This is a genomic window from Calditerricola yamamurae, from assembly GCF_054654135.1.
In genome coordinates, this window is the sequence record NZ_BAAIFH010000006.1 from 1,125,465 (window position 1) to 1,150,721 (window position 25,257).

A 25,257-nucleotide genomic window follows, 5' to 3' on the forward strand; every position below is an offset into this window, starting at 1 on the left:
CACCCGATATGGTCATGCACCCAGGAAGGCCAAGACCTCCTCGCGTGTCGGCAATGCAGGAATGGCTCCCCGCTTCGTGGTCACGAGGGCCCCGACGGCGTTCGCAAAGCGCAGCGCCCGGCGAAGCCACGTCTCATCCTCCCATGGGCGATCTTTCGCCCACTGGGCCAGCTGGACGAGCAGCCCGCCGACAAACCCGTCGCCAGCTCCAGTGGTATCCACGGCCCGCACCGCAAATCCCGGAACCATTCCCGAGGCGTGCGGGGTGTGATACACACACCCCGCTTCTCCCTTGGTGACCACCAGGAGCGAGACGCCGCGGTCGAAGAAGAACGCGGGTCCCTTGTCGCCGGCCAGGGCGTCCAGTTCCGATTCGCTTACCTTCACCACGTCGGCCAGGGCCACAGCCGACGCCGCTTCCTCGCGCATTGCCGCATCCGACGGCCACAGGGCGGGACGCAGATTGGGATCGTAACTGACGAGGAGCCCCTGCTCCCGCGCCCGTTTGGCCATCTGCCGTGTGGCGCTGCGCGCCGGCTCCGCCGACAGCGACACCGACCCGAAATGAAAGACCGCCGCGTCATCCAGCCAGGAACCGTCCAGCTCCTCCGGGGAAAGCAGTGTGTCGGCGCCCGGATCGCGGTAGAAGAGGAAGTCGCGCTCCCCATCGGCGCGAAGCGAGACGAAGGCCAAGGTCGTCTTCGCATCTGGGGCGAGGAGGAGCGACCGGGTGTCGACACCCGTCTCCTCGAGGACGGCGCGCAGAAACCAGCCGAAGGGGTCGTCGCCCACCTTGCCCACAAATCGCGCCCGCCCCCCCAGCTTGGCCACCGCCGCGGCCACATTGGCCGGGGCACCCCCCGGCGCCTTGCGGAAGGCGGGGACGGCAGCCAGCGGCAGGCCGTTTTCCTCGGGCACAAAGTCGATGAGAAGCTCGCCCAGGGTGACCACGGTGTGCATTGCGTTCCTCTCCCCCGTCCATCGGCGGTCTTCCGTCCTTTGGCATCGGCTTTCCCGGGCGGCCCGCGGCGCCCTGCACCGGGATCTTCCGCCCGCACGTCAATGCGCTTTCCTTTTCATTCTACCGGTTCACCATGTGGCCCGCCAAGCCGTACCGGTTCCCCCCTGCGATCACGGAGAAAAGGCGACGCGACGGTCGCCTCGTTCGTTCCGGACACGCCTATCATAGGTAAAACAAATCATAAATATAAACATCATATATTTGAACTATGATTCGGGCGATGGTACGTTGAAACCAAATCCTCACGCAGGAGGGAGAGCAACAATGCCGCGGACCCTGTTCGAAAAGATCTGGGACGCCCACGTGATCGACGAAGAACCGGGCAAACCGGCCCTCCTCTACATCGACCTGCACCTCGTCCACGAAGTGACGTCGCCACAGGCCTTTGAAGGACTGCGCCTGGCCGGACGCCGCGTTCGCCGGCCCGACCTTACCTTCGCCACCATGGACCACAACGTCCCCACGGACGACCCGTTCACCCTCACCGACCCGATCGCCAAGCAACAGATCGAGACGCTGGAGCGGAACTGCCGGGAGTTCGGCATCCGCCTCGCCGGATTGGGCCACCCCGACCAGGGCATCGTCCACGTAATCGGGCCGGAGCTCGGCCTCACCCTCCCCGGCAAGACGATCGTGTGCGGCGACAGCCACACTTCGACCCATGGCGCCTTCGGGGCCCTGGCCTTTGGCATCGGCACGAGCGAAGTGGAACACGTGCTGGCCACGCAATGCCTGCCGCAGTACAAGCCCAAAACGATGGAAGTGCGCGTTGACGGCTGCCTGAGTCGCGGCGTGACGGCCAAGGACCTGATCCTGGCCCTCATCGCGGCCTACGGGACCGACTTTGCCACCGGGCACGTGATCGAGTACACCGGCGAGGCCATCCGCGCCCTGACGATGGAAGAACGCATGACCGTATGCAACATGTCGATCGAGGCCGGCGCGCGGGCGGGCATGATCGCCCCCGACGACACCACCTTCGCCTACCTGGAAGGTCGCCGCTACACACCGAAGGGAGCAGCCTGGGAGCGGGCCTTGGCCGACTGGCAGGCCCTCCCCACCGATCCCGGCGCCACGTACGACGCCCGCGTGACCCTGAACGCATCCGAACTGGCCCCAATGGTCACCTGGGGGACCAACCCGGCCATGGGCGTACCGGTGACGGGCCGCGTGCCCGATCCGGACGACTTCCCCACCGAAACGGAGCGCAAGGCGGCAGCGCGAGCACTGGACTACATGGGCCTGGAGCCGGGCACGCCAATCACCGACATCCCCATCGACCGCGTCTTCATCGGTTCCTGCACGAACAGCCGCATTGAGGACCTGCGCGCCGCCGCCCGCGTCGTGCGCGGAAAAAAGGTTCATCCCCGTGTGCGGGCAATGGTCGTCCCCGGTTCGCAGCACGTCAAGCGACAGGCAGAAGCGGAGGGGCTCGACCGCATCTTCCGCGAAGCGGGCTTCGAGTGGCGCGAGCCGGGCTGCAGCATGTGTCTGGGAATGAACCCGGACATCCTCGCCCCCGGAGAGCGGTGCGCCTCCACTTCCAACCGCAACTTTGAGGGACGTCAGGGGCGCGGCGGCCGCACCCATCTCGTCAGCCCGGTCATGGCCGCGGCGGCGGCCATCGCCGGCCATTTCGTTGACGTCCGCGAATGGGACCTCGACGGCTAAGCGCGCCCCAGGCACACCGCTGCGCACCGTTTTGTCGCCCGCGACAGCAAATTGCACGAACCGTCCAATGTCGCCGACGAGGAGGGGACCCGCATGCAACCGTTTCGTGTCCACACCGGCCTTGTTGCCCCGTTAGACCGCGTCAACGTCGACACCGACGCCATCATCCCCAAGCAGTTTCTAAAGCGCATCGAACGCACGGGCTTCGGCCAGTTCCTCTTTTACGACTGGCGCTTTCGGGACGACGGATCGCCCAACCCCGACTTTGTCCTCAACCAGCCACGCTACCAGGGTGCAAGCATTCTCCTGGCACGGCACAACTTCGGCTGCGGATCGTCGCGTGAGCACGCTCCCTGGGCCCTCTTGGATTACGGCTTTCGCGTCGTCATCGCCCCATCCTTCGCCGACATCTTCTACAATAACTGTTTCCAAAACGGCATCCTGCCGCTGAAGCTGGACGAACACGTCGTCGACGAGCTGTTCCGCCGCACCGAAGCCACGCCGGGTTACACGCTTACGGTCGACCTGGAGCGATGCATCGTTCGCGACGAGAACGGTTGGGAGACGGCCTTCGCCATCGACCCGTACCGCCGTGAACGCCTCCTTCTCGGCCTCGATGACATTGGCCTGACGCTGCAAAAGGCGGACAAGATTGTGGCATATGAAGAAGGAATGCCAGAGTATTACCGCATCCCATAAAATGTATAACAGAGGGGGCAACCCCCCTCTTTTTGTGTGGCGTCCAAACCGTTAAATTACATAAACGTGATCGCCAAACCATTCCGATTCCCTCTGTCCCTGCGACCTTTCCAATGCGGAAAACCACTCGATCTGCACAAGGCGTTGGAGCAACGCCCTCACGTTCTTCCCATTCGGTCCGTACCGTTTTTCATCCCGCTGTTGGGAAACCATGACCATCTGAATCCACCCCGCTGTTGGGCTGCCATCCTTCTCTCCTCCGCCGCTGCACGGATGGTTTCCTTTGCCGTGACGCGGTCTTTGGCGAGGAGCGCTTTCTGAATCGCCCGAACGACCAAAATGGCGTCCGGAACGCCCGAGTTCAACCCGCGCGCCGAACGGGGCAAACAGATGGGCAGCTTCACCGGCGAGGAGAACGCGGCAATGCACATCCAACGTCCAGGCCTACCCCTTCCACCCCGCCGTAAGGTGCTTGAAAAACAACCGGGAAGGGAAGGAACATCTGGAAAGGGATCGTGCAGCTGCCGGAGGCGTGGCGGCTGGTTACGATAGAAGGCCAAGTGTTTCACCACTTGGCGCGCTGGATGAAACGGCATGGGGCCAGATGGAACGAGAAAGGCGCGGATCATTTGGCGCGAGTGTTGGCGGCCAGAGGAAATGGGGAATGGCCACGGAGGGATGGGGAGACACAAGTTTATATGAACAGAGGCTGTGGCAAAGGGTTCGTGTGAGGTCTTTGCCTACTAACCTCTTCACAGCCTACTAACCTCTTCACACGGACTTCGAATGGAACTGGATTGAAAAAAATGACGTTGATTTTTATAATCATTATCAGATGATAATAATACTACATCATGGAGGGGACATCATGACGGTCTATTCCTTCTCTGCGGAAACAGTTGACGGAAAAATCGTCCCTTTGGATACATACAAGGGTAAAGTATTGATGATTGTCAACATTGCCAGCGCGTGCCGCTTTACCCCTCAGCTGGAAGATCTGCAAAAACTGTATGAGAAATACCATGTCCACGGTTTTGAAATACTCGGTTTCCCCTGCAACCAATTCGACAACCAGGCGCCGGGGACCAACGAAGAAGTGGCCAGTTTTTGCCGGCTGAACTACGGCGTGCGCTTTCCGGTCTTCGCCAAGGTGGACGTGAACGGGGAAAACGCCCATCCGCTTTTTCAATACTTGAAAAACGAAGCGCCCTTCCGGGGATTTGACGAAGAGAACCCGGTGGCGAAGCTAATGAAACAAATGATCATGGACAAATACCCGGAATATTATATGGGAAATCAGATCAAATGGAATTTCACCAAATTCCTCATCGACCGCCAAGGCCAAGTCGTCCGCCGCTATGAACCCTACGAAGAACCGCTGGATTTTGAACAAGACATCGCCCAACTGGTTCTGCAATGAAGCACGCTCCGGCACCCGGCCCCGCTGCCACGGTTGCGCGAATGAATTGACGGACCGTGCGTAAAATGACATAATGTAGGCAGCAAAGGGCGCGCTCGCCTGTCGCCAAGGCACGTTAGCCGCCACTAACGCGCCGTTTCTTATTGATGCAGGGCCAATCGAATGATCTCGACAACCAGGGAGAGCAGCATCAGCAACAGGATCGCGAGATCCTGGGGGTTTTCGCGTTTCATCCGTCTCACCTCCCGTGGTTGTTCACCGCGGTAGGCGAGCCCCCACCCTTTGTTGCCTGTGTTTTTTATTTTATCATACACGTTTGGAAACTACTACTATTTTTCATCAATAAAATTTGAATTGTCAGTATTCTGTTCGTTGAACTCTTTCCCGCGCATTTTATGAAATTCGGTCCGATGCTTCGCGGAAACGACATCATTTGCACGCGCTTTTACCCGCCTCCCGGGTCTCGCAACCTCCTTGCGCCGTCTCCGCTCTGCCCACACCGTCCCAAACACCCGCATCAAAAACGGGAAACCCTTCAGGCCGGCTCTGCAAGATTTCCCGCGCGCAACGAATCACGCTCGTTTTATCCCCTACGTGTTGATACTGGGCTCGCCGTGCATGCGTTGCAATGCCTGCTCTTGCACGAAAAGAAGCAGCACAAAGCTGGCAAGAATGATCGCCTCGATGCGGAACGGACCGGAAGCCTTGCGGCGGCACGCCTGTTCTTCCCGGCCCCGTCGCGCGGAAGAACGGATTGAGGGTACAAAAGGCGCCGCGTCTCCCGGTATAATGGTGAGAAACGAGTGGACATGCGAAGGAGGATGGCCATGACCACCAAAACCAAGCAACTGATCACCCAGACGGAAACCTACGGGGCGCACAACTACCATCCGCTCCCCGTTGTGATCGCCCGCGCCGAGGGCATCTGGGTGGAAGACGTCGAGGGGAACCGATACCTGGACATGCTCAGCGCCTACTCGGCGGTAAACCAGGGGCACCGCCATCCGAAAATCATCCGCGCGCTGAAGGAGCAGGCCGACCGCGTCACCCTCACCTCGCGGGCCTTCCACAACGACCAGCTCGGCCCGTTTTGCGAAAAGCTCTCCCGCCTGACCGGCAAGGACATGGTATTGCCGATGAACACCGGCGCCGAAGCGGTGGAAACGGCCATCAAGGCCGTGCGCCGGTGGGGGTACTGGAAGAAGGGCGTGCCCGAGAACCAGGCGGAAATCATCGTCTGCGAGAACAACTTCCACGGGCGAACGATCACCGTCATCTCCTTCTCGTCGGAGGAGGCGTACCGCGAGGGGTTCGGCCCCTTCACACCGGGTTTCAAGATCATTCCCTACGGCGACATCCGCGCGCTGGAGGAGGCCATCACCCCCAACACCGTCGCCTTCCTCGTTGAGCCGATCCAGGGTGAAGCGGGCATCATCGTGCCGCCTGACGGGTACCTGCGCCAGGCTTACGAGCTGTGCAAGCGGCACAACGTTCTGTTCGTCGCCGACGAGATCCAGACCGGCCTCGGCCGCACCGGCCAGCTCTTTGCCTGCGACTGGGAAGGCGTCAAGCCCGACGTCTACATCCTCGGCAAGGCGCTCGGTGGCGGCGTCTTCCCCGTCTCGGCCGTGGTCGCCGACGAGGAAATCCTCGGCGTGTTCAACCCCGGCTCCCACGGCTCCACCTTCGGCGGTAACCCGCTGGCCTGCGCCGTGGCCATCGCCGCCCTGGACGTCATCGAGGAGGAGCGGCTGGCCGACCGGGCACGCGAACTGGGTGCGTACTTCATGGATGAGCTGAAAAAGATCCAGCACCCCGACATCAAGGAAGTGCGCGGCAAGGGGCTGCTCGTCGGCATGGAACTGCATACCCCGGCCCGCCCGTACTGCGAAAAACTGAAAGAAAAGGGCCTCCTGTGCAAGGAGACCCACGAAAACACGATCCGCTTCGCCCCGCCGCTCGTCATCACCAAGGACGAGCTCGACTGGGCGCTGGAGCGCATCCGCGCGGTGTTTGCGGGGTAAGTTGGATCGACCCTTCGGCAACGTCACCCCCGGGCTCGTCCGGGGGTTGGTTATTCTTTGGAAGGGGTGGGGCAGCTGCTCGATGTACGCCACCAACGCGTCGATGTCCTCGGGTCGATACACGCCGTTGATGCCCTCGCACAGCCCGACAGCTGCGTGGCATCCCACGTGTAGCGCAGACCGGACACCTGCAGCATGCACGTCTTGTGTGTACAGCTCACCCCACGTCACCTCACCGGCGTCGAGATCGGCACGGATGCCCCCGGGGTTCATAAAGGCGTCGGCAAAGGCCGTTTCAGGTACGCGGAACAAGCCCCACCGCTCCTCCTCGTTTGACCGGATCCTTTTTCCAGGAGCGGCGTACCGAACCGCAACCCGCAACACCGTTTGGCATGGCCCCGTGGCGTCAAGCAAGGCCACGCGTGCAAAAAAAAAAACGCCCGCGCCTGCGCCCCGTCGCAAGCACCGGCATATCGCCACTGTGCGGCCACGTAAACGGAAACACCCGACCGCCTTTCGGTTACCGTTGCGCGTACCGCGCCCGCCACGCGTCGCGCAACGCCCCCAGCAGCACCTCCTTCTGCACCGCATCGCCCCGCCTGAGCGCTTTACCAAGGCAATCCAAAAGGTGGTTGACGCACACGGTCCACAGGAAACGTTCCAGCTCTCCGTCGGTGATCGACACACCGGAAATCGTCTCCCCAACACAACCGTCGCGAGAACGGGGTGGTAGAGGCGGGCCATCGACGCCCGCACGCCCCTGGCGCCATCCGTCGGCGTCGCCCCGCGAAACCGTTTCCTCCAAGGGTGTCGGCACAATCTTGCCGTTTCGGAAGCGGGAAACCCGCGCGACCCCTTCCTCATACAGCCACAAGGTGCCGGTTGACGCCAAGAGCCGCACCGAGCGGTGGAACACGTCCCACAGCGGATCGCCCTCCAGCTCACGCGCGGTGGGTGCGGTAACGTACAGGGTGCCGCGCAGATGGCCACCCTCCCCCGGCACGAAAAGGGTAAACGCGCCGCATTTGGAGTGGATGGCGATCACGCTGCTGTCCCCATCGGAAGGGTGGCGTTCCACGTTCAGCGCGGCATGCCGGCGGCACAAGGCCAGAAGCCGCTGCACCTGACCGGGCGCGTAAGGGGCCGTGAAGTTGTCGCACAGCCCGCGAATGCTCATTCCAGACCGGTTCATGCGCACCACCTCAAGGTGTTGGTCGGCTCGCTGCAGTCTATACCGGTTGGGCACAAGAGGTTCCGAGCGCGTTTCCATGGTCGATCACAACAACAGAAGGGATTCTTAGCATGTCCACCCGCTGACAGTTTTATCTCACCCGATGAACCACCGACGGGGAAGGGTGCGGTCAGCCCTCCACACGCGCCCGCCCGACGGCTATAGAGGCCGTCGCCAGCGCGGCGAGGGCCAACACCCCATAGCCAAGCACGTACAAGGCCACCGGTGGGAGAGGCAAACCGCCGACCGGCTCCTCGCGAAAACTAAACATCGACCACAGCGACCAGACAGGGTTGAATGCCAGGATCCCGTCGCCCCAGAACCCACCGGCCGGCGGTGCCGACGGGTGGAAGCGCTCCCACCACAAGCGGACAAACTGGGCCAAAAGCGCGGTGCCGATCACCATCGCCCCCACGGCGGCATAGGACGTCACCATAGCCGCGCTGGTGCGACGGCAAAGGGCCGAGGCGAGCACGCTGAAGCTGCCGACGACGGCCATGGTGAACAGGAAAAAGGCAAAGGCGGCCGTCAACAACGCCGGCGACACGCCGCCGTACACAAAGACGATGGCGTACAGGGGGAGGGACGCCACTACGAGCAGCACGAGAAAGCTTAACGAGGAAACCAGCTTGCCGACGACGATCTCCGCCGCCGTCAGATTGGTTGTCAGAAGCACGTGCAGCGTCTGCCGTTCCCTTTCGCCGCTGATCGTGCCCGCCGCCACCGCTGGCGTGAGGAAGAGCACCATCACGAGCTGCAACGTCGACAGCAAGTAAAAGAGCTCGCGGCTGGTGGCGGAAACCACGTTGGGCCCGGTGGACACGTAGAGATACCCCAACATGACTGCACCCATGACAGCAAGATATCCGCTGAGGAGCCACGCCGAACGGCGCGACCGCACGCGCCGGCGCAGCTCCACGGCCAGCACCGCCCGCAAGAAACGCGCCCGCAGCTTGGTCATCGTTTTCCCTCCCCGGTGACGGACAAAAAAACCTCTTCCAGGGTGCGCACAGCCGGCTGAAAGCACAGCACGCGGAATCCGGCGGACACCATCGCCTGCAGCAGGGCAGCCTGATGGGCTTCGTCGCCGTCAAAGGCGACCGTCAGCGTTCGGCCTTCCCGCTCCACCCGCTTCACGCCGTCGCGCGCGGCCAGCCACGCCGCCGCCTCTGTGACCCCTTCCAACAGCTCAATGTGCAGGCGCTGCTCTCCCGACGCGCGCGCCAGCATTTCGGCAATGCTCCCCGCCGCCACCAGCGTCCCTCCAGCCATGATGCCGACTTCGTCGCACAGGTCGGCCAGCTCGAGCAGGATGTGTGAGCTGATCAGGATGGTCTTGCCCTCGTCGCGCAAGGACTTCAGCAGCGCGCGAAATTGGACACGGGTACCCGGATCGAGACCGGACGCCGGCTCATCCAGGATCAGCACCGCCGGGTCGTGCAGGAGGCAGCGCGCCAACCCGAGGCGCTGCTTCATGCCCCGCGACAGACGATCCACATAGGCATCCGCCTTCTCGGCCAGGCCGACCCGCTCCAGCACGTCCGGAATGCGCCGAGCACGCTCGGCGCGGCCCATCCCGTAGCACGCGCTGTAGAAGTCCAAGTATTCCGTTACCTTCAGGTCGTCGGCAAAGCCAAAATGATCGGGGCTGTAGCCCACGATGCGTCGCACCCGATCCGGCTGGGTCGCCACGTCGTAGCCGCCAACGATGGCCCGGCCCGCGCTCGGACGCAGAAGCGTCGCCAACATGGCCAGCGTCGTCGTCTTGCCCGCGCCGTTGGGCCCGACCAGGCCAAAAATCGTGCCCTCGCGGACGGAAAGGTGAAGCTCCTTGACCGCCACGGTCGGCCCAAAACGCTTGGTGAGGTTCTCCGTTCGGATCATGGCCGTGCCCCCTTTCCGGCACGTTCATCGAGCGGCTGCACCACGAGGGCTAGGCGATGCGTATGCGGACGCTTGCCGTTAACGGCAACCTCCAGCACATCGGCATCAGTCCAGGCGAACACCGTGGGCCCTCCCGATCCCTCCATCCGTCGCCATTCCACCGCCGATTCCGCCAGAAACCACTCGCGCCGCCGGGGATCGGTCTGGGCCTCCGCGGGCACCAGTGCGTCGGGGGTCAGGTCTTCTGCGCCTGATGCTTCCGATACAGAATCGGTCACCACCGCGGTCGCACCCGGCTCCAGGTCGCCGAGAGCGATCACCGCGCGGCCGTATACGAGACGGACCTCACGAAGCGCAAACGGGGTCCCGTTCGTCACCGTGCCCGTCAGTCGCGCGCCCGCGACGCGGAGGTCGGCCGAGATGCGCCCGACGTTGGTCATCGTACCGCTGGCGTATAACGGGCGAAACCCGCGAAAGGACACGTCGGGAAAGGTCACGGAAACCTTCTCGCCGCCCATCTGCACTTGGGGAACGCCCCCGCCGCCTACACCGCCGTCGCGTGCGTCCAGGGGCCAAGCCGCCTCCGCCGCGGCGGGTTCCACCCGGTACGTCCCGCCGTGGGGGGTAAAAAGGCCGATGCCCCCGGCCACCTCTCCCGTGCCGTCGCCGCGCAACGAGATCACGGCCAGCTCGTGCGCCGTCACCTGTCCGCCCCATGCCCGCGTGCCCACCGCGTACAGGCCAACCGCCACCACCAGGCTCAGGGCCGGGACAAGAAGCCAATTCCACTCGCGCCGGTCCAGCCGCGCCGTAAGTCCGTAAAGCACCGGTCCCACCACGACAATGTACAGAGCAAACAGCGCCGCCAGCGTCTTGACGTCGGGAAGGACCATGCCCGGCACGCGGCTCAGCCCCTCCCGCAGCATGGACAACACAAACGTTTCCTGCTCGAAGTCCGCAACCGGGTGCAGCTCGGCCCCCAACACGCGCTGCCACAGGTGGGGCAGCCCCGCCCATCCGGCAAAGGGCGGCACGCCAGGATCAAAGGCCACCGCCACCACCTCGCCCCGTCCCCAGTCGCGCGCGGCAATCAGGACCTGCTCACCTTCCGCCACGCGTACCGACCCGGCAACGAGGGTGGCGCGCCCCACGACGATATGGCCCTTGGCGGTCAGCGGAATGCCACCGGCCCGCTCGAGCATCGGCGCGCCGGTCAAGACGGCCGCGCCGGTTACGCGCAGCGGCGACATGTCCGTAAACCGGCCCTCCGTCCCGGAAGCGAGGGCCGGACCGGTGAGCACCAGCGTTCCCCCGTCGCGCACCCACTGGCGCACGGCCTCCACCTGGGCCGGAGCCCAGGAGGCCGACTCGGCCACCACCAGCACGTCGATCCCGTCGAGACCGATGGCCTTGTCGGGAAGGGCGGCCGCGTCGAGGGTCGCCACGACAACCCGGCGCGAATCCGTGCCCAGGCCGCGGAACGACGCGGCCTGGGCCTCAGACCCCACCACCGCCACCACCGCCGTTTCCCGGCCCACCGGTTGGCCCGTCACGTGTGCACGGGCTTCAACCGCACCCGTCTCCGTCACCAACACCGCCGTCACGCCGCCCTGCAGCAACCAGCCCGGCATGTACAGCGTCACCGTTCCCACGCCCGCACCGTTCACCGTCACCGGCGCGCGCGGCTGCCCAACCAAGGAGCTGGGGCCCAGGCTTTCGAGAACCACCTCCCCGCGCCAACCCGGCGAACCATGCATCGTGACGCGCACCGGCGTCCATGCGCTCTCCCGGTACGAGCCGGAAATACCTACCTCGGCGCGCAGGTCGGCCAGCGCCGACGCCGCAACCTCTTTCACGCCAACCATCCCCGAGCTCCCCCATACCAGCAGCAGCGCCATGCCCAGCACCCATCCCCGCCATCCGTCGGCCATATCCACTCCTCCTCTTGCCCGTTTGGCGCCTCGCCGAAAGGGCAACGTGACCATATCTTTCTCTCTAGCGTAACCCACCGCGCCACAAAGGCCAAGAAAAATCTCTCGACAACCCACGGGTGCGGGGAAGACGCAGCGTCGGGAAGACACGGAAAACAAAAAAAGCGGGCGCACCGCTTTGCCGCCTACCGCGCATCTGCCCTCAACGCGGCGGGCAGGCGCTTCCCAAGGTACGCCCCCACCACATGGGGATCCTCGCGCAGCGCCTCGACCGGGCCTTCCCGCACCACCCGGCCGCGCTCGAGTACGTAGGTACGGTCGGCCACACGGAAGGCGGCGCGGACATTTTGCTCCACGAGAATCATGGCCGTCCCGTATCGGGTGCACAGTTGGCGAAAACGGGAGAAGAGGTCCGTTACCACCTTCGGAGCCAATCCGAGGGACGGCTCGTCAAGGAGAAGTACCCGGGGCCGGGCCATGATCCCCCGCCCGATGGCCAGCATCTGCTGCTCGCCACCGCTCAGGCTGCCGGCGAGCTGGCCGATGCGCTCACGCAGGCGCGGAAAATCGGCCAGCACGGCGTCCAACAACGCCGCGGCCTCACCCTTGTTCCGGCGATACCAATGGTAGGCGCCGAGTAACAGGTTGTCCCGCACGGTAAGACCGGGAAACACCTGCCGTCGCTCCGGCACCAGCACCAGGCCGCGGCGCACCAGCGTCTCCGGAGCCGTTCCCGTTACATCCTCACCGGCGAACATCACGCGGCCGGCGGCGGGCGGAAAACAGCCGGCCAGGGCGCCGAGCAGCGTGCTCTTGCCCGCGCCATTGGGCCCGACGACGGCGACGATTTCCCCTTCGTCCACCTGAAGGGTAACCCCGTGCAGCACCGGTGCCGGACCGCGATACACGCGCAAGTCGATGGCCGCCAGCATGTCAGCTCACCTCTTCCCCCAGGTACGCCGCCACCACGGCGGGATGGGTCTGGATCTCCTCCGGGGTTCCTTCGGCGAGAACCCGGCCCTGGTCAAGCACGAGGATGCGATCCGCCACGGTCATCACCAGATCGACGTCGTGTTCGACGAGGAGCACCGTGACGCCTTGGGCCCGCGCCTGCCGAAGCACCGCCGCCAGCTGCTGCCGCTCGGTAGGGTTCAGCCCCGCCGCCGGTTCATCGAGGAGAAGCAGCTTCGGCCGCAGGGCGAAGGCGCGAACGATCTCCACCATCCGCTGCATCCCGTATGCGAGCGAACCCGCGGGAATGTCGGCCACGCCGTCCAAGGAAAAAAGCGCAAGAAGCCGCCGCGCCTCTTCGCGCGAGGTGGCATTGGCGGCGCGCCGGCGGCCGGTACCGAACAAGGCGTCCAGCCACCCGCAGCGGACACGCGCGTCGCAGCCGACCATCACGTTCTCCAGGACGGTCATGCCGGGAAACAGTTCGAGGTTCTGGAACGTGCGCGCAAGGCCGGCGCGGGCGATGCGGTGGGCCGGCCATCCCCGAATGGACTGCCCGTTGAACCGCACCTCACCGGAATCGGCGGCCAAATGCCCGGACACGAGGTTGAACAGTGTCGTTTTGCCGGCGCCGTTTGGTCCGATGACGGCGTAGAGAATGCCAGGCGGGACCGAAAACGAGACATCGACCACGGCCTGCACCCCGCCAAACCGCTTTGTCAGCCGGCGCACCTCAAGCAGCCCGGGCATGCTCCCCGCTCCTTTTGCGCCGCCACGTTGCCCACCCGGTGAGGACGCCGTCGGGTTTCAGCAGCAGGATTGCAATCAGGAGAAGCCCATAGAAAACAAGCTGCACCTCCCCGCCCGCGCCGGGCAGCAGCGCCGGCAGGTACGCCTTCACCCCTTCACCGAGCAGCACAAGGGTCGCCGCCCCGGCCGGCGCTCCCCACAGGCGGTGCCCCCCGCCGACAACGACCATCATCACGAACTGGATCGACATCATTACGCCGAAGGACGACGGGCTAACAAACGTGACGTAAAAGGCATACAGCGCCCCGGCCAGCCCGGCGAAACCGGCGTTGAGCACAAAGACGGCCAGCTTGTAGCGTGACGCGGGAATGCCGAGCGCTTCCGCCGCCGCTTCGCTTCCGGCAATGGCCCGCAGCGCGCGGCCAATCGGGGACGTCACCAGGCTGTAAGCCATGGCCAGCGCCATCGCCGCCGCGCCCCACGTGAGGATCAGCCATGCCCGTTCCCCCTCGACGGTCCACGGACCGACGGCCAGCGCCGGAATGCCGACAATCCCCGACGAGCCGCCGGTCACCGCCTCCCATTCCACCATGACAATATGAAACACCATCCCCAGCCCCAGCGTGGCCATGGCCAGGTAGTGTTCGCGCAGACGCACTGCCGGCCGCCCCACCACCCAGGCCACAGCCATCGTCAGCAATACGGCCGCCGGCAGCGTCAGCCACCCGTTCCATCCCAACCGGGTTGACAACACCGCCGCCACATAGGCGCCCATGCCGTAAAACCCGGCGTGGCCCAGCGACACCTGGCCGGCGTACCCCATCAAAAGGGACAAGCCGACGGCCACCACGGTGTACAGGCCGATCACGTTGAGCACGCTGAGCCAGTAGGGGCTTGCCCCCCACGCCAGGAGCGCCAAAGCCGCGACGGAAACGGCGATCATCCCTATGTACCGGCGGGTTTTCACACGCACGGCCATTGTTGCCCCCTTTCCGCTATCGAGGCTCACACCCGCTTGCCCTCGGCCCGGCTCCACAAGCCCGATGGCCGTACCAGCAGCATGGCAAGGAGAAGCGCAAAGCTGATCACGTCGCCGTATCCGGACGACAACAACCCCGTGGCCAGTGACTCAACGACGCCGAGCAACACGGCCCCAACAACGGCCGCCGCGGCGTTGTTCAGCCCGCCGATCACCGCGGCGACAAATCCTTTCATGCTCAACATCAACCCCATGTCATAGGTGGCCCCGGTGATCGGCGCGACCACCACGCCGGCCAGACCGCTGACGGCCCCGCCGACGACAAAGACCCAGAAGGACAGCGTGGTCGGGCGGATGCCGTACAGGCGCGCGGCGAAACGGTTCATGACGTTGGCCCGCACGGCCTTCCCCGTGTAGGTCTTCTCGAAGAAGAAAACCAGGGCAGCAAAAAAGAGCAAGCAGAGCACCAGCGCCCATACAGTCTGCCACAGGATCGTCGCCCCGCCGATGGAGATCGGCTCCCCTTCGGTGAACATAGGCATGGCGAGAGGATCGGTGCCGAAGACCAGCAGCGCCGCGCCACGCAACGCCATCCCCGCCCCGATCGTCAGCATGATCACCGTCATCGGCCGGCTCTGGCGGGCGGGATGCACCACCGCCCGCTCCACCCCCGCCGCCACGGCGGCCGCCACGAGCACAGCCAGCACCACGCACACCCACAGGGGCAGTCCCCGCATCGACAGCCACGCCCCGGTAAGGGCGCCCACGGCGGCAAACTCGCCTTGGGCGAAGTTGAGGACGCCGGTTACGTTGTAGATGAGTACAAACCCGACGGCAACCAGCGCGTAAATCGCTCCCACGGTCAAGCCGGATAACATCAGCTGCAGCACCATCGTGCCCGCATCCACCGCCTTCCCCCCTTTCAGCGCATCATGCCGAAACGCCGACGAGCCACACAGGAGGCTCGCCGCCCTGCTTAGGGTTCCAACAACTTCCATGCACCGTTGCGGACCTCGATGAGCACCAGGGCGTCTTCCTTCAGCCCGTTGTGGTCCTCCGGCGTGAACGTGAACACACCGGTCACGCCGACAAACTGCTGAATATTCCGCTCAAGGTAGTCGCGGATCGCCGCCGGCTCCGTCGCCCCGGCCTTGAGGGCGGCAACGAGCATCTGGATGGCGTCCCATGCGTGACCACCAAAGGTGTTGGCGGGATCGTTGTACTTGGCCTCAAAGGCCTGGCGGTAGGCCAAGAGAATCGGCTTCTGCGGATCGCTGTCGGGGAGCTGGTCGGCGACGAGGAGCTTGCCGGCAGTGAAGATGACCCCTTCCGCCGCCTCCTTGGCCTGCTCGATAAAGGCCTTGTTGGCAATGCCGTTGGACTGGAGGATGGGGATGTCATAGCCAAGCTGGCGCGCGTTTTGTGCCACGATGGCCCCCGAAGGCACAGTGGTGTACACGAGGAGGGCTTCCGGTCTTTTCGCCCGCAGGTTGGTCAGCTGCGGAACCATGCTCTTGTCGTCGGCCTTGAAGGTGGCAAACCCCACCGCCGTGATCCCGTACCGCTTCGCCTGGGCCTCAAATTCGCGCTTTCCGCCCTCCCCATAATCGTTGGCCGAGTTCATCCACGCCACATTGCGGATCCCCCGTTTTTGCAGGTACGCGAGCAGCTTGGGCACGACAAGGTCGTCCCCCTGCGCCACCTTGAAAACCCACTTCTTCACCGGCGTGGCAATGCGCATATCCGACGCGAGGGAAAGGAAGGGAACTTGCGCCCGCTCGATCTCGGGAATCATCGCCAGGCTGCTGGTGCTCGTGGTTCCGCCGATGACGGTGACCACCTTGTGTTCATTGAGCAGTTTCTTGAGCGCCAGCACCGCCTTGGTCGGATCCGACTCGTCATCGTACACGAAGAGCTCCAGCTTCTTCCCGCCGATGCCGCCGGCAGCGTTGATCTCCTCGGCCACCATGAGAAGCGTATCCCGCTCCGGCTTGCCCAGCGTTGACGCCGCCCCCGTCACCGACACGATGACGCCGACGGGAATGGACCCCGACGCCGGACCGGACGGCGGACCCTGCGCCGGCTCCGGGTCGCCCGTCTCCCCACCGGAACCGCCGCCCGTGTTCGTCGCCGGTGCCGCACACCCGGCGACCAGGACCGCGAGCAGGAGGGTCCACAAACCGGTGGACATCAGCGCGCGCAAGCGGCCCATGGCGCCACCCCTTCTTCCCGTTTTGGCTGAACGGCCACCCGCTCGCCGGTCACCACGTGGCGGACCGGCACGAGTTCCTCAAACCAGCTCCGCGGCGACGCGACGCCCCAGAACGTGGCCCGCTGCGGGTCATCGCTCCGCCACACCACCGGCTCCCAGTCGGGGTCGCCGGTGAAGTAGTCGCCGGTGTACAGCTCGACGCGGATGCCGTCGGGATCCCGCAGGTACAGGAAAAAGGCATTGGACAGGCCATGCCGGCCGGGGTACCGTTCAATGCGCGAAGCGTGGCCGGTGGCGCCGAGGATGTCGCAAAAATCGAGGATTACCTTGGGATCGGGCACCCAGAAGGCAACGTGGTGGAAACGCGGCCCGTCGCGGTGCGTCAGGGCCACATCGTGGACGTTGGGCTTGCGAAACAGCCACGCCGCCCACAGTTTCGGCGGATCGTCCGGTGTCACCGTCGCCTCGGAACAGCGGAAGCCGAGGGTCTTGGTGTACCAGTCATAGGCCTTGGACAAATCGGACACGAAGCAGTGGATATGGTCGATGCGCTGCAGTCGCGCCCCACGGTGGAGATGGAATTTCTGCAGCATCCGCTCCGCTTTGTCCATGGCGCAGAAAAACTCCACCGGTAGGCCGACCGGGTCCTGCACGCGCAGGGCCCGCCCCTGGCCGCGCTCCTCGCCGGAAGCCACCCATCGCATGGGCAGTCCCTGTGCGGCAAAGGTTTGGGCCAGCGCGTCGAGGTCCTCCTCCCGCGCCACGCGGTACGCGATGTGGCCCACGCTGGGGGTATCGGACTGGGTCAGCACAAGACAGTGGTGGTTGGCGTCTTCGATGGCCCGCAGGAACACCTGGTTCTTCGTTTCTTCCGTCACGTACAACCCGAGCAGGTCGACGTAGAACGCCTTGGACCGCTCCAAATCGGTGACGCACAGCTCCACGTGATGCAAACGGACGATGTCCACCATAGCCCGGTCCCTCCCCTGAATACATGAATTTTTCATTCTATTCCATAAACTTTTGCCGCGCGTCCGCCGTTCAGGCGCGCACCTCCTCGTCCTCGCGCAGGCGGGCCAGGAACTCCTTCACCCGGTCAACGTACACCTGCTTGTCGTAGCCGAGGTAGAGCGCTTCCGCCATGCGCACGGGGTCACCGAAGAAGAACCGTTCATACAGCACCTGGCGCATGCCGAAACCGCTCATGCAGATGTCCCACGCCAGGCGGAACAGCTGCACGCGCTCGTAAGCATCGGCGTTGGCGCTTTGCAGGTACTTGTCAAGGTGGGGCCGCACCTGCGGGTTCCGGAAGTCGGCCTCGGTGGGAATGGCAATCAGCCCGCTGGCCCCAAGCTGGTGGAAGGTTTCCATCAGCCGCCCGTAGAGACGCGGGTACCAGTTGCGCGCGGCGTTCAGCGGGGCAAAGTTGGGCGTCAGGTTCCCCCAGCGGTCCACCTTTGCCTCGGCCTCGCTGGCCACGAGGAAGGCCTTCAGCGTCTCAAGGGCAATGATCACCTCGGCGATCCGCTCGCGAACGTGCGAATACCGATCGACGGCGATCGTCTCCGCCATATGCGTGAGCACGCCGAGGAGAAACTCCGTCTTCGCCACGTTCTTGGTGACCACCTGGTGCGTCATGTGCACCACGGCATTCGTCTCGCGGTAGGCGTGGTTGCACACCTCAATGTCCTCGAGGGCAAAGACGCGCTCCCACGGCACAAGAACATCCTCAAAAACGACGACAGCGTCCATCTCTTCAAACCGCGAGCCGAGGGGATGGTCGAAGGAGCTCTTCCCGTAATCGAGGCTCTCCCGGCACAGGAACTTCAGGCCGGGGGTGTCGTTGGGAATGGCAAAGGCAAAGACGTAGGGCCGGTCTTCTTCCGATGACTTGAGGAGCGTTGAGGGGAAGACGAGGATCTCGTCGGTAATCCCCGCCTGGGTGGCGAGGAGGCGCGCGCCGCGGATGACGATGCCGTCGGCGGTTTTCTTCACGATGCGCGCGGCGATGTACGGATCGGCCTGCTGCGCGGCGCTTTTGGATCGATTCACCTGCGGGTGGATCAGGGTGTGGGTCAGGCAGAGGTCATTTTCGCGGCAGTACTCGTAGTAGGCGCGGACGTTGTCGGCAAAGCGGCGCTCCTTCTGGCCGAAGTAGTCGGCCGCCGACGCAAAGGCCATCAGCGCGGCGTTGAGGTAGTCGGGGGTGCGCCCCATCATGCCGCAGGTGTACTTGGCCCACTCGTACGTTAGGCGCCGCCGCTGTTCGAGGTCTTCTTTCGTTTTCGGGGCCAGGAAGGAAGCGCTTACGCGTTCGCCGCTACTCGGCGAGCGGTACGTCATGTACGGCTTGGCCGGGTCGTGCTGCATGTCGTACAGCTTGGCCTGCGTGCGGATGACGTTGCGAAAGGCCGGGTGTTCGGAGATCTTTCCCTCCACCCGCTTCCCTTCGACCCAGATGTCCACCTTCATCCGGTCGATCGCCGCAATGTACTGCGCACCCGTGCGAATGGCCATGCTCATCCCTCCGTTCACTCGCTCTTCCCAAACGTGGGAATGGGATGGTGCCCGTAGGCCACATGAATGACTTGGGTCTCGGTGTAAAACTCAAAACTGTAATGGCCACCCTCGCGTCCGATGCCGCTTTCCTTCATCCCGCCGAAGGGAATGCGCAGGTCGCGCACGTTATGGGAATTGACCCACACCATCCCCGCTTCCAGGGCCTGCGACACGCGGTGGGCTCGCGCCAGGTCGTTCGTCCACACGTAGGCGGCCAGCCCGTAGCGCACACCGTTGGCAAGGCGAATCGCCTCCTCCTCATCGGCAAAAGGCATCACCGCCAAGACGGGGCCAAAGATCTCCTCCTGCCATGCGCGCATGTGGGGTGTCACGCGGAGCAGCAGCGTCGGGGCCACAAAATTTCCGCCGGAGAGGTGGTCGGGCACGGCACCAGAGACAACCTCGGCCCCCTCCTCCTTCGCCAGGCGGATGTACCCGAGCACACGCTTACGATGATCCGGGTGGATCAGCGGCCCGACCTCGGTGCGGGGATCGAGAGGATCGCCTAAACGGATGCGTCCCACGCGCTCCTTCAGCCGCGCCACCACCTCCTCATACAAAGGCTTTTCGACAAGAAGCCGGGACCCCGCCGTGCAGCGCTCGCCGTTGAAGGAGAAGATGCCGAACACTGTGGCGTCCAGGGCGCGCTCAACGTCAGCGTCGGCAAACAGCAGGACCGGCGATTTGCCGCCGAGTTCCATGGACACGCGTTTCAGCGTCGCCGCCCCGTTCTGCATGATCGTCTTGCCCGTCGTCGTCTCGCCGGTGAAGGAAATGAGCTGAACATCCGGGTGGGCCACGAGCGCCGCGCCGGCCGTCTCGCCAAAACCGTGCACGAGGTTGAACACCCCGGGCGGCAGCCCGGCCTCGTCGATGATCTCGGCCAGCTTCACCGCCGTCAGGGGCGACCATTCCGCCGGCTTCAGCACCACGGTGTTGCCGCAGGCCAGGGCCGGGGCGATCTTCCACGTCGCCAGCATGAGCGGCGCGTTCCACGGCGTGATGAGGCCAGCCACGCCGACAGGGCGACGCACGGTGTAATTGAGAAACCGGTTTTGGAAGGGATACGCCTCACCGGTGAGGGACGTGCGCACCATCTCGGCAAAGAAGCGAAAGTTGTCCGCCGCGCGGGCGGCCTGCTTTTTCGTCTGGCTGATGGGCAGCCCGGTGTCGAGGGACTCCAGGCGGGCCAGCTCCTCGGCGCGCGAGGCAATGCCGTCGGCGATCCGCTCGACGTAGGAGAGCCGTTCCTCCACCGTGAAGGTCCGCCATGGCCCCTCGTCAAAGGCCCGTCGCGCCGCCCGCACCGCGCGGTCGATGTCCTCGGCCGTTCCCTCGGCCACCTCGTTCAGCACGTCGCCGGTAAAGGGGCTGAGGTTGGCAAAACGCCGCCCTTCCGCCCCTTCACAAAACCGGCCGTCGATGTAGTGCAGCGCCGGTTTCGCTTCTACCCGTCCGTTTGCGCTCATCGGTCAGGACCTCCTTGCGTTCGCCCATCGACAATGGGGTTTTCCAGGACGCCCAGGCCTTCGATCTCCAGGCGCATGATGTCGCCCGGCCCCACTGGCGAGATGCCCTTCGGCGTCCCGGTAAGGATGACGTCGTACGGCTCGAGGGTCATGAATGAACTGACAAATTCAATGATTTCGTCTATTTTGAACAGAAAATCCCGCGTATTCCCTTCCTGCCGCAGCTCGCCGTTGACGTAGGTGCGCACAGCGAGCGCGTGGGGGTCGTCAATTTCGTCCTTCGTCACGAGGTACGGCCCGAGGGGCCCGAAGGTGTCATGCCCCTTGGCCCGCACCGGCGGACGGTAGAAGTTGTTGACGAAGTCGCGCACCGTCACGTCGTTGGCGATGGTGTAGCCCAGAACGTAGTCAAAGGCCTCGGCGCGCCGGATCTTCCGCCCGGTGCGGCCAATCACGACAGCCAGCTCGTTCTCGTAGTGCATGTAGGTGGCCCCGTCGGGGTACACCACCGGCGCCTTGTGGCCGATCAGGCTGCTTGCCGGCTTGAGGAAGAGGACCGGTTCCTGGGGAAAAGCCAGGCCCAGCTCCGCGGCATGATCGGCGTAATTGAGGGCCAGGCCGACGATCTTCCCCGGAACAACGGGCGGCAGGAACGTGTCGATCGTCTCTTCAGCGTGGAGGGCGCCGGCTTCGTCGCGCAAGCCCCCCGCCGTCACCTCGGCCACATGGATGCGCCCGTCCTTGTAAAAGCGCGCCAGCTTCAATGCGTTCGCCCCTTTCGTTCGCGTGGTGCGTTTGTCGCCGCTCTGCCCATAGCCGCCTCACACGATTCCGTATCGCTCCAGAACGCCGCGCAACCTCTGCTGCGTCTCCTCGCTCGGCAGGGCCATCGGCAGGCGCATCACCGGCTTGATCTTGCCCATCATCGCCAGCGCCGCTTTCACCGGCCCCGGGTTGGTCTCCCAGAAAAGCGCCTCGTTCAAATCGAGCAGGTAGAAGTGCAAGTCCTGTGCCTTTTTCCACTCGCCGCGGGCCACGAGGTTGTACAGTTCGGCACACTCCCTGGGCAACACGTTGGCCGTGGCGCTGATGTACCCCGCTCCGCCGATGGCCAGCATCGGGAAGCAGAGCATCTCGATGCCCGAGTAGAGCAGGAAGTCGCGACCGCAGTGGCGCAGCACGAGATTGACGTGCTCGAAGTCCTTGTTCGCCTCCTTTACCCCGATGATGTTCGGGCACTCCCGTCGCAGGCGGGCCATCGTCGACACGCTCAGGTTGACCGCCGTGCGGCCGGGAATGTTGTAGATGATGATCGGAATCGACACCGCCTCGGCCACGGCGCGAAAGTGGCGGTACAGTCCCTCCTGGTTCGGCCGCATGTAGTACGGAACGATGACGAGGGCAGCGTCGGCGCCCACCTTCTCGGCGAAACGGGTCAGGCGCAGGGTCTCCTGGTGGTTGGTGGAGCCCGTCCCGACGACCACCGGCACGCGGCCGCGCGCCGCCTTCACCGCCACCTCAATCAGATACTCGCGCTCCTCTACCGACAGCGATCCAGGCTCGCCGGTCGTCCCCGAAACGGAGATGCCGTGGCTTCCGCTTTCGATCTGCCACTCGATCAGGTCGCGCAACGTCGGCTCGTCGATGTTGCCCTGTTCATCAAAGGGTGTCACCAGCGGCACGATGGAGCCGCGCAGGCGCTCGACATCAACACGCATAGACCATGCCTCCCTCTGCCTATATCGAAGTATTTTTCTCTCTTGACCAAATGTTCTTACTATTTAACGGAAAGGAAAAGCCCTCACCGCAGTTCCAACGCCGCCTGCTCCATCAACCGGCGAAAGGCCTCGATGGTGTTCAACTTGTGCTGCCGGACCAGCATCTCCACCGTCACGGCGTCGCGTCCCTCCGCCAGGGCGCGGACGATGGCCCGGTGCTCCTCCACCGAGCGCAAGCCGCGGCCGGCCACAAAGGGCAATCCAACGGGACGGAACGCGTCGATGCGCTGCTGTTCGCGCGCGATCCGGTCGAGGAGGGTCTCGTTGTCGCAGTGCCGGCACAGCAGGGCGTGGAACTGGCGGTTGAGCTGGCTAAACCGGACATACTCGTGGGCCTCCAGCGCCTCTTCCATCGCCGCGTTGAGCGCTTCCATTTGAGCAAAATCCTCCGGCGCAAACCGCCCGACGCCGCAAGCCGTGGCATACCCTTCCAGCACAGCGAGCAACGTGAGGGCCTCGATGTACTCCCGCTGGCGGATCGTCGTCACGACGGCGCCAACGTTCGGCGTGTACTGGATCAGGCCGTCCGCCTCCAGCTGGCGAATCGCCTCGCGCACGGGAATCGGACTCACACCGAACTCCTTGGCGATCTTGTCGATGACGAGCCGCTCACCGGGCGCGTAGGAGCGCTCCAGAATACGCTGGCGCAACGCTTCGTATACGGCATCGGTTTTGCTGCGTTTTCCGTGCGAGTGAGGGTGTTGGGCGTTCATGTCTTTATCATATACGGCCTCATATAGGATGTCAACCAGATTCGTATATGGAATCGTATAGGTTTTTCTCCTCCGGTGGTGACGTGCCCGTCACCGCCGGCGTCCGCCGTCCGTGTCCGCCCCATCCTCGTCGAGGGTCTGCACACCGTCGCCGCACCACCGATGTGCGCGTACGGGTTGTCTACAAAGCGATTCCTCCACATGCAGAACCCCTTCGTGCCGTCGGCTTTTCTTCTGTCCAACTTTTCGCTATGATGACGTTGGGCTTTTTTCTGCATTCTAAAAACAGCGAGGCACGGCCATGCTGGAAAACGTCTTGGAATTGGTCAGCCATTACGGTTACCTTGCCCTGTTTCTCGTCCTCGCCCTCAGCCTGATTGCCCTGCCTGCGCCGGATGAAACCCTGATCACCTTTGCCGGATTTCTCGTCTCCCAGGGCCATCTGGCCTATTGGCCGGCCGTTTTTGCCGCCTTCTTGGGCACCGTCACCGGCATGACGTTGACCTACACCTTGGGCCGCTACGCCGGATATGCCATCTTGGATCGTTTTGGGGCCAAGCTCGGCCTGACACGGCAGCGGCTGGCCCATGCCGAACGCTGGTTTGACCGGCTCGGCAAGTTCCTGCTTCCCCTGGGCTACTTCCTGCCCGGTATCCGCCAGGTACTGGGGTACACCGCCGGATTGTCTCGCCTGCCGTTCGGTGTCTTCGCCCTCTACGCGTATGCAGGAGCCTTTCTGTGGGCCTTTACTTTTGTCACGCTGGGACGCTGGCTGGGCCATCACTGGCAAGCGGTGCTGGAGATGATTCACCGCTCGACGACATGGGTGCTCGCGGCCCTCTTGGCCGTCGGAGTGCTGGTCTGGACCGTGTTCCGCTTCCGGCGTACGGACTGAGGCGGACCGATGGTATAATGGGAACGGAACAAACGGTGCCAGGGCCATTCACGCGGAAAGGAGGACAGCGGCATGAAGACGCTCATCCCGATCGTCGTCTTGGGGCTCTTCCTGTGGGCCATTTTCACGGCAGGCTACAACGAAGACAAAACCTGGGGGCTGTAACCCGCAAAAGAAACGAAAGCCTTGAACGGACAAGCCGTTCAAGGCTTTTTTGTTGGGCGCTTCACTTGGCCTCCGCCAACAACGTAGGCTTGCGCAGATCGGGACAGGAACAGCCCGTCTGCTCGGCGTCAATGCGCTCGAGGGCATCCAGCAGAATATGCCCGATGGTGTGGGCCTCGTTGTAGAAGATGTCGGCTAGGTCGCGGTGTTCCCAGTCCTTGATGATCCCCTCGGCGTAATTGACCACCATGTACAGCCCCGCATAGCACGCCCCGATCTCCCGCGCCAGGTACACTTCCGGGCAGATGCTTTGCCCGACGATGTCCGCCCCCCACATGCGGAAGGCCTGAATCTCGGCGGGGCTTTCAAAATGGCGCCCGTCGGTGTTGACGTAGACGCCCCGCTTGAACACGTGCCGGCCGAGCGGGGCCACCCGCGCCTTGGCCGCCTCGTACAGGGCATCGGCCTGCGTCGGGCAAATGGGCTGGCGCATGATGAGCAAGTAGGGCCCGCCCAAGCCCACGTCCTTGCGCATGGACTGGTCGATGTAGTCGTGAGGGATGACCAAATCGCGCAGCTCCAGCAGATGGTTGATCGAGCCAACGCCGCCTTCGGCGAAGATCTTTTTCACCCCCGCCTGCTGGAAGACCCAAAACACCTGCTGGGACGCGGCGGCGCGTGTCACGTGGGGCGGGCGCCAGCCGTGCATCTTGCACGTCAGAAACTCCTTATCCCGGTAGCGGACGTGTTTGAACGGCGGGCTTTCCCCGTAGGGCGTGTCAAACACCAGATTGTCCGCCAGCACCTCCACATCCGCCCGTCCCAGATCCTCCGGAAAGCGGATGGAAAAGGTGCTCGAACCCCCGATAATGGCAAATCGGACCTGCGGGATCGTCTGTGCCATA

The 25,257-nt window shown here is 64.0% G+C and carries 22 protein-coding genes and 1 pseudogene; 5 read left to right on the top strand and 18 right to left on the bottom strand.

The genetic code is table 11. The features are described from left to right. Window positions 1–12: 12 nt before the first annotated feature. The gene (locus ACYQ0Z_RS11845) at window positions 13–960 is read right to left on the bottom strand and encodes a PfkB family carbohydrate kinase (RefSeq protein WP_459868489.1); all 948 of its coding nucleotides are present in this window, start codon (window positions 958–960) and stop codon (window positions 13–15) included. 325 nt (window positions 961–1,285) lie between these two features. Between ACYQ0Z_RS11845 and leuC the strand changes: the two genes are divergently transcribed. Both leuC and leuD read left to right on the top strand, forming a co-directional pair. Then, on the top strand, window positions 1,286–2,692 hold the full coding sequence (leuC, locus tag ACYQ0Z_RS11850) for a 3-isopropylmalate dehydratase large subunit (protein ID WP_459868493.1): 1,407 nt from the start codon (window positions 1,286–1,288) through the stop codon (window positions 2,690–2,692). A gap of 93 nt (window positions 2,693–2,785) precedes the next feature. Continuing rightward, complete coding sequence (leuD, locus tag ACYQ0Z_RS11855) at window positions 2,786–3,391, top strand: 3-isopropylmalate dehydratase small subunit (RefSeq protein WP_459868496.1); 606 nt, start codon at window positions 2,786–2,788, stop codon at window positions 3,389–3,391. A 236-nt stretch (window positions 3,392–3,627) separates the two neighbouring features. Here leuD and ACYQ0Z_RS11860 read toward each other — a convergent pair. Beyond that, window positions 3,628–3,823, bottom strand: a pseudogene (locus ACYQ0Z_RS11860) (FAD-dependent monooxygenase); the annotation flags it as partial. A gap of 436 nt (window positions 3,824–4,259) precedes the next feature. Here ACYQ0Z_RS11860 and ACYQ0Z_RS11865 point away from each other — a divergent pair. Beyond that, window positions 4,260–4,811 carry a glutathione peroxidase gene (locus ACYQ0Z_RS11865; protein WP_459868498.1) on the top strand — a complete coding sequence of 184 codons (552 nt, stop codon included), beginning with the start codon at window positions 4,260–4,262 and terminating at the stop codon, window positions 4,809–4,811. Window positions 4,812–5,638: 827 nt separating this feature from the next. Continuing rightward, a complete protein-coding gene (locus ACYQ0Z_RS11870; protein WP_459868500.1) occupies window positions 5,639–6,835 on the top strand; it encodes an ornithine--oxo-acid transaminase in 1,197 nt (398 codons plus the stop codon). Between the two features lie 520 nt (window positions 6,836–7,355). Here the strand turns inward: ACYQ0Z_RS11870 and ACYQ0Z_RS11875 are convergent. The 15 genes from ACYQ0Z_RS11875 to ACYQ0Z_RS11945 form a co-directional block, all read right to left on the bottom strand. Next, on the bottom strand, window positions 7,356–8,027 hold the full coding sequence (locus ACYQ0Z_RS11875) for a hypothetical protein (protein WP_459868503.1): 672 nt from the start codon (window positions 8,025–8,027) through the stop codon (window positions 7,356–7,358). A gap of 169 nt (window positions 8,028–8,196) precedes the next feature. Further along, on the bottom strand, window positions 8,197–9,027 hold the full coding sequence (locus ACYQ0Z_RS11880) for an ABC transporter permease (RefSeq protein WP_459868506.1): 831 nt from the start codon (window positions 9,025–9,027) through the stop codon (window positions 8,197–8,199). Next, window positions 9,024–9,950, bottom strand: a complete 927-nt coding sequence (locus tag ACYQ0Z_RS11885; RefSeq protein WP_459868509.1) for an ABC transporter ATP-binding protein — start codon at window positions 9,948–9,950, stop codon at window positions 9,024–9,026. The genes ACYQ0Z_RS11880 and ACYQ0Z_RS11885 overlap by 4 nt, the downstream gene beginning before the upstream one ends. Next, complete coding sequence (locus ACYQ0Z_RS11890; RefSeq protein WP_459868512.1) at window positions 9,947–11,881, bottom strand: DUF4350 domain-containing protein; 1,935 nt, start codon at window positions 11,879–11,881, stop codon at window positions 9,947–9,949. Before ACYQ0Z_RS11890 ends, ACYQ0Z_RS11885 begins: the two co-directional genes overlap by 4 nt. Window positions 11,882–12,066: 185 nt before the next feature. Beyond that, a complete protein-coding gene (locus tag ACYQ0Z_RS11895) occupies window positions 12,067–12,813 on the bottom strand; it encodes an ABC transporter ATP-binding protein (RefSeq protein WP_459868515.1) in 747 nt (248 codons plus the stop codon). Window position 12,814: 1 nt separating this feature from the next. Further along, window positions 12,815–13,582, bottom strand: coding sequence for an ABC transporter ATP-binding protein (locus ACYQ0Z_RS11900; protein WP_459868518.1), 768 nt, complete (start codon window positions 13,580–13,582; stop codon window positions 12,815–12,817). Continuing rightward, complete coding sequence (locus ACYQ0Z_RS11905; protein WP_459868521.1) at window positions 13,566–14,555, bottom strand: branched-chain amino acid ABC transporter permease; 990 nt, start codon at window positions 14,553–14,555, stop codon at window positions 13,566–13,568. Before ACYQ0Z_RS11905 ends, ACYQ0Z_RS11900 begins: the two co-directional genes overlap by 17 nt. 32 nt (window positions 14,556–14,587) lie before the next feature. Further along, window positions 14,588–15,469, bottom strand: coding sequence for a branched-chain amino acid ABC transporter permease (locus ACYQ0Z_RS11910; RefSeq protein WP_459868524.1), 882 nt, complete (start codon window positions 15,467–15,469; stop codon window positions 14,588–14,590). 68 nt (window positions 15,470–15,537) lie between these two features. Further along, a complete protein-coding gene (locus tag ACYQ0Z_RS11915) occupies window positions 15,538–16,773 on the bottom strand; it encodes an ABC transporter substrate-binding protein (protein WP_459868527.1) in 1,236 nt (411 codons plus the stop codon). Further along, window positions 16,752–17,744, bottom strand: a complete 993-nt coding sequence (hpaD, locus tag ACYQ0Z_RS11920) for a 3,4-dihydroxyphenylacetate 2,3-dioxygenase (protein ID WP_459868530.1) — start codon at window positions 17,742–17,744, stop codon at window positions 16,752–16,754. Before hpaD ends, ACYQ0Z_RS11915 begins: the two co-directional genes overlap by 22 nt. A gap of 70 nt (window positions 17,745–17,814) precedes the next feature. Next, on the bottom strand, window positions 17,815–19,290 hold the full coding sequence (hpaB, locus tag ACYQ0Z_RS11925) for a 4-hydroxyphenylacetate 3-monooxygenase, oxygenase component (RefSeq protein ID WP_459868533.1): 1,476 nt from the start codon (window positions 19,288–19,290) through the stop codon (window positions 17,815–17,817). Between the two features lie 14 nt (window positions 19,291–19,304). After that, complete coding sequence (gene hpaE, locus ACYQ0Z_RS11930) at window positions 19,305–20,801, bottom strand: 5-carboxymethyl-2-hydroxymuconate semialdehyde dehydrogenase (RefSeq protein ID WP_459868536.1); 1,497 nt, start codon at window positions 20,799–20,801, stop codon at window positions 19,305–19,307. Continuing rightward, window positions 20,798–21,565, bottom strand: a complete 768-nt coding sequence (locus ACYQ0Z_RS11935; RefSeq protein ID WP_459868539.1) for a fumarylacetoacetate hydrolase family protein — start codon at window positions 21,563–21,565, stop codon at window positions 20,798–20,800. Before ACYQ0Z_RS11935 ends, hpaE begins: the two co-directional genes overlap by 4 nt. Before the next feature lie 57 nt (window positions 21,566–21,622). Continuing rightward, window positions 21,623–22,519 carry a 2,4-dihydroxyhept-2-ene-1,7-dioic acid aldolase gene (hpaI, locus tag ACYQ0Z_RS11940; RefSeq protein WP_459868542.1) on the bottom strand — a complete coding sequence of 299 codons (897 nt, stop codon included), beginning with the start codon at window positions 22,517–22,519 and terminating at the stop codon, window positions 21,623–21,625. 83 nt (window positions 22,520–22,602) lie between these two features. Continuing rightward, window positions 22,603–23,292, bottom strand: a complete 690-nt coding sequence (locus ACYQ0Z_RS11945) for a GntR family transcriptional regulator (RefSeq protein ID WP_459868545.1) — start codon at window positions 23,290–23,292, stop codon at window positions 22,603–22,605. Between the two features lie 301 nt (window positions 23,293–23,593). Here ACYQ0Z_RS11945 and ACYQ0Z_RS11950 point away from each other — a divergent pair, with 301 nt between their 5' ends. Beyond that, window positions 23,594–24,187 (top strand): DedA family protein, encoded by a 594-nt coding sequence (locus ACYQ0Z_RS11950; protein WP_459868548.1) that lies wholly within the window; start codon window positions 23,594–23,596, stop codon window positions 24,185–24,187. A gap of 226 nt (window positions 24,188–24,413) precedes the next feature. Here ACYQ0Z_RS11950 and ACYQ0Z_RS11955 read toward each other — a convergent pair whose 3' ends face one another. After that, entirely contained in the window at window positions 24,414–25,256 is an 843-nt protein-coding gene (locus ACYQ0Z_RS11955) for an MTAP family purine nucleoside phosphorylase (protein ID WP_459868551.1), read from the bottom strand. Window position 25,257 lies beyond the last annotated feature (1 nt).

Excerpts from the sequence above, each read along its gene's own strand:
- ACYQ0Z_RS11845 (WP_459868489.1), bottom strand. The coding sequence starts at position 960 with ATGCACACCGTGGTCACCCTGGGCGAGCTTCTCATCGACTTTGTGCCC.
- leuC (WP_459868493.1), top strand. The coding sequence starts at position 1,286 with ATGCCGCGGACCCTGTTCGAAAAGATCTGGGACGCCCACGTGATCGAC.
- leuD (WP_459868496.1), top strand. The coding sequence starts at position 2,786 with ATGCAACCGTTTCGTGTCCACACCGGCCTTGTTGCCCCGTTAGACCGC.
- ACYQ0Z_RS11865 (WP_459868498.1), top strand. The coding sequence starts at position 4,260 with ATGACGGTCTATTCCTTCTCTGCGGAAACAGTTGACGGAAAAATCGTC.
- ACYQ0Z_RS11870 (WP_459868500.1), top strand. The coding sequence starts at position 5,639 with ATGACCACCAAAACCAAGCAACTGATCACCCAGACGGAAACCTACGGG.
- ACYQ0Z_RS11875 (WP_459868503.1), bottom strand. The coding sequence starts at position 8,027 with ATGAACCGGTCTGGAATGAGCATTCGCGGGCTGTGCGACAACTTCACG.
- ACYQ0Z_RS11880 (WP_459868506.1), bottom strand. The coding sequence starts at position 9,027 with ATGACCAAGCTGCGGGCGCGTTTCTTGCGGGCGGTGCTGGCCGTGGAG.
- ACYQ0Z_RS11885 (WP_459868509.1), bottom strand. The coding sequence starts at position 9,950 with ATGATCCGAACGGAGAACCTCACCAAGCGTTTTGGGCCGACCGTGGCG.
- ACYQ0Z_RS11890 (WP_459868512.1), bottom strand. The coding sequence starts at position 11,881 with ATGGCCGACGGATGGCGGGGATGGGTGCTGGGCATGGCGCTGCTGCTG.
- ACYQ0Z_RS11895 (WP_459868515.1), bottom strand. The coding sequence starts at position 12,813 with ATGCTGGCGGCCATCGACTTGCGCGTGTATCGCGGTCCGGCACCGGTG.
- ACYQ0Z_RS11900 (WP_459868518.1), bottom strand. The coding sequence starts at position 13,582 with ATGCCCGGGCTGCTTGAGGTGCGCCGGCTGACAAAGCGGTTTGGCGGG.
- ACYQ0Z_RS11915 (WP_459868527.1), bottom strand. The coding sequence starts at position 16,773 with ATGGGCCGCTTGCGCGCGCTGATGTCCACCGGTTTGTGGACCCTCCTG.
- hpaD (WP_459868530.1), bottom strand. The coding sequence starts at position 17,744 with ATGGTGGACATCGTCCGTTTGCATCACGTGGAGCTGTGCGTCACCGAT.
- hpaB (WP_459868533.1), bottom strand. The coding sequence starts at position 19,290 with ATGGCCATTCGCACGGGTGCGCAGTACATTGCGGCGATCGACCGGATG.
- hpaE (WP_459868536.1), bottom strand. The coding sequence starts at position 20,801 with ATGAGCGCAAACGGACGGGTAGAAGCGAAACCGGCGCTGCACTACATC.
- hpaI (WP_459868542.1), bottom strand. The coding sequence starts at position 22,519 with ATGCGTGTTGATGTCGAGCGCCTGCGCGGCTCCATCGTGCCGCTGGTG.
- ACYQ0Z_RS11945 (WP_459868545.1), bottom strand. The coding sequence starts at position 23,292 with ATGAACGCCCAACACCCTCACTCGCACGGAAAACGCAGCAAAACCGAT.
- ACYQ0Z_RS11950 (WP_459868548.1), top strand. The coding sequence starts at position 23,594 with ATGCTGGAAAACGTCTTGGAATTGGTCAGCCATTACGGTTACCTTGCC.
- ACYQ0Z_RS11955 (WP_459868551.1), bottom strand. The coding sequence starts at position 25,256 with ATGGCACAGACGATCCCGCAGGTCCGATTTGCCATTATCGGGGGTTCG.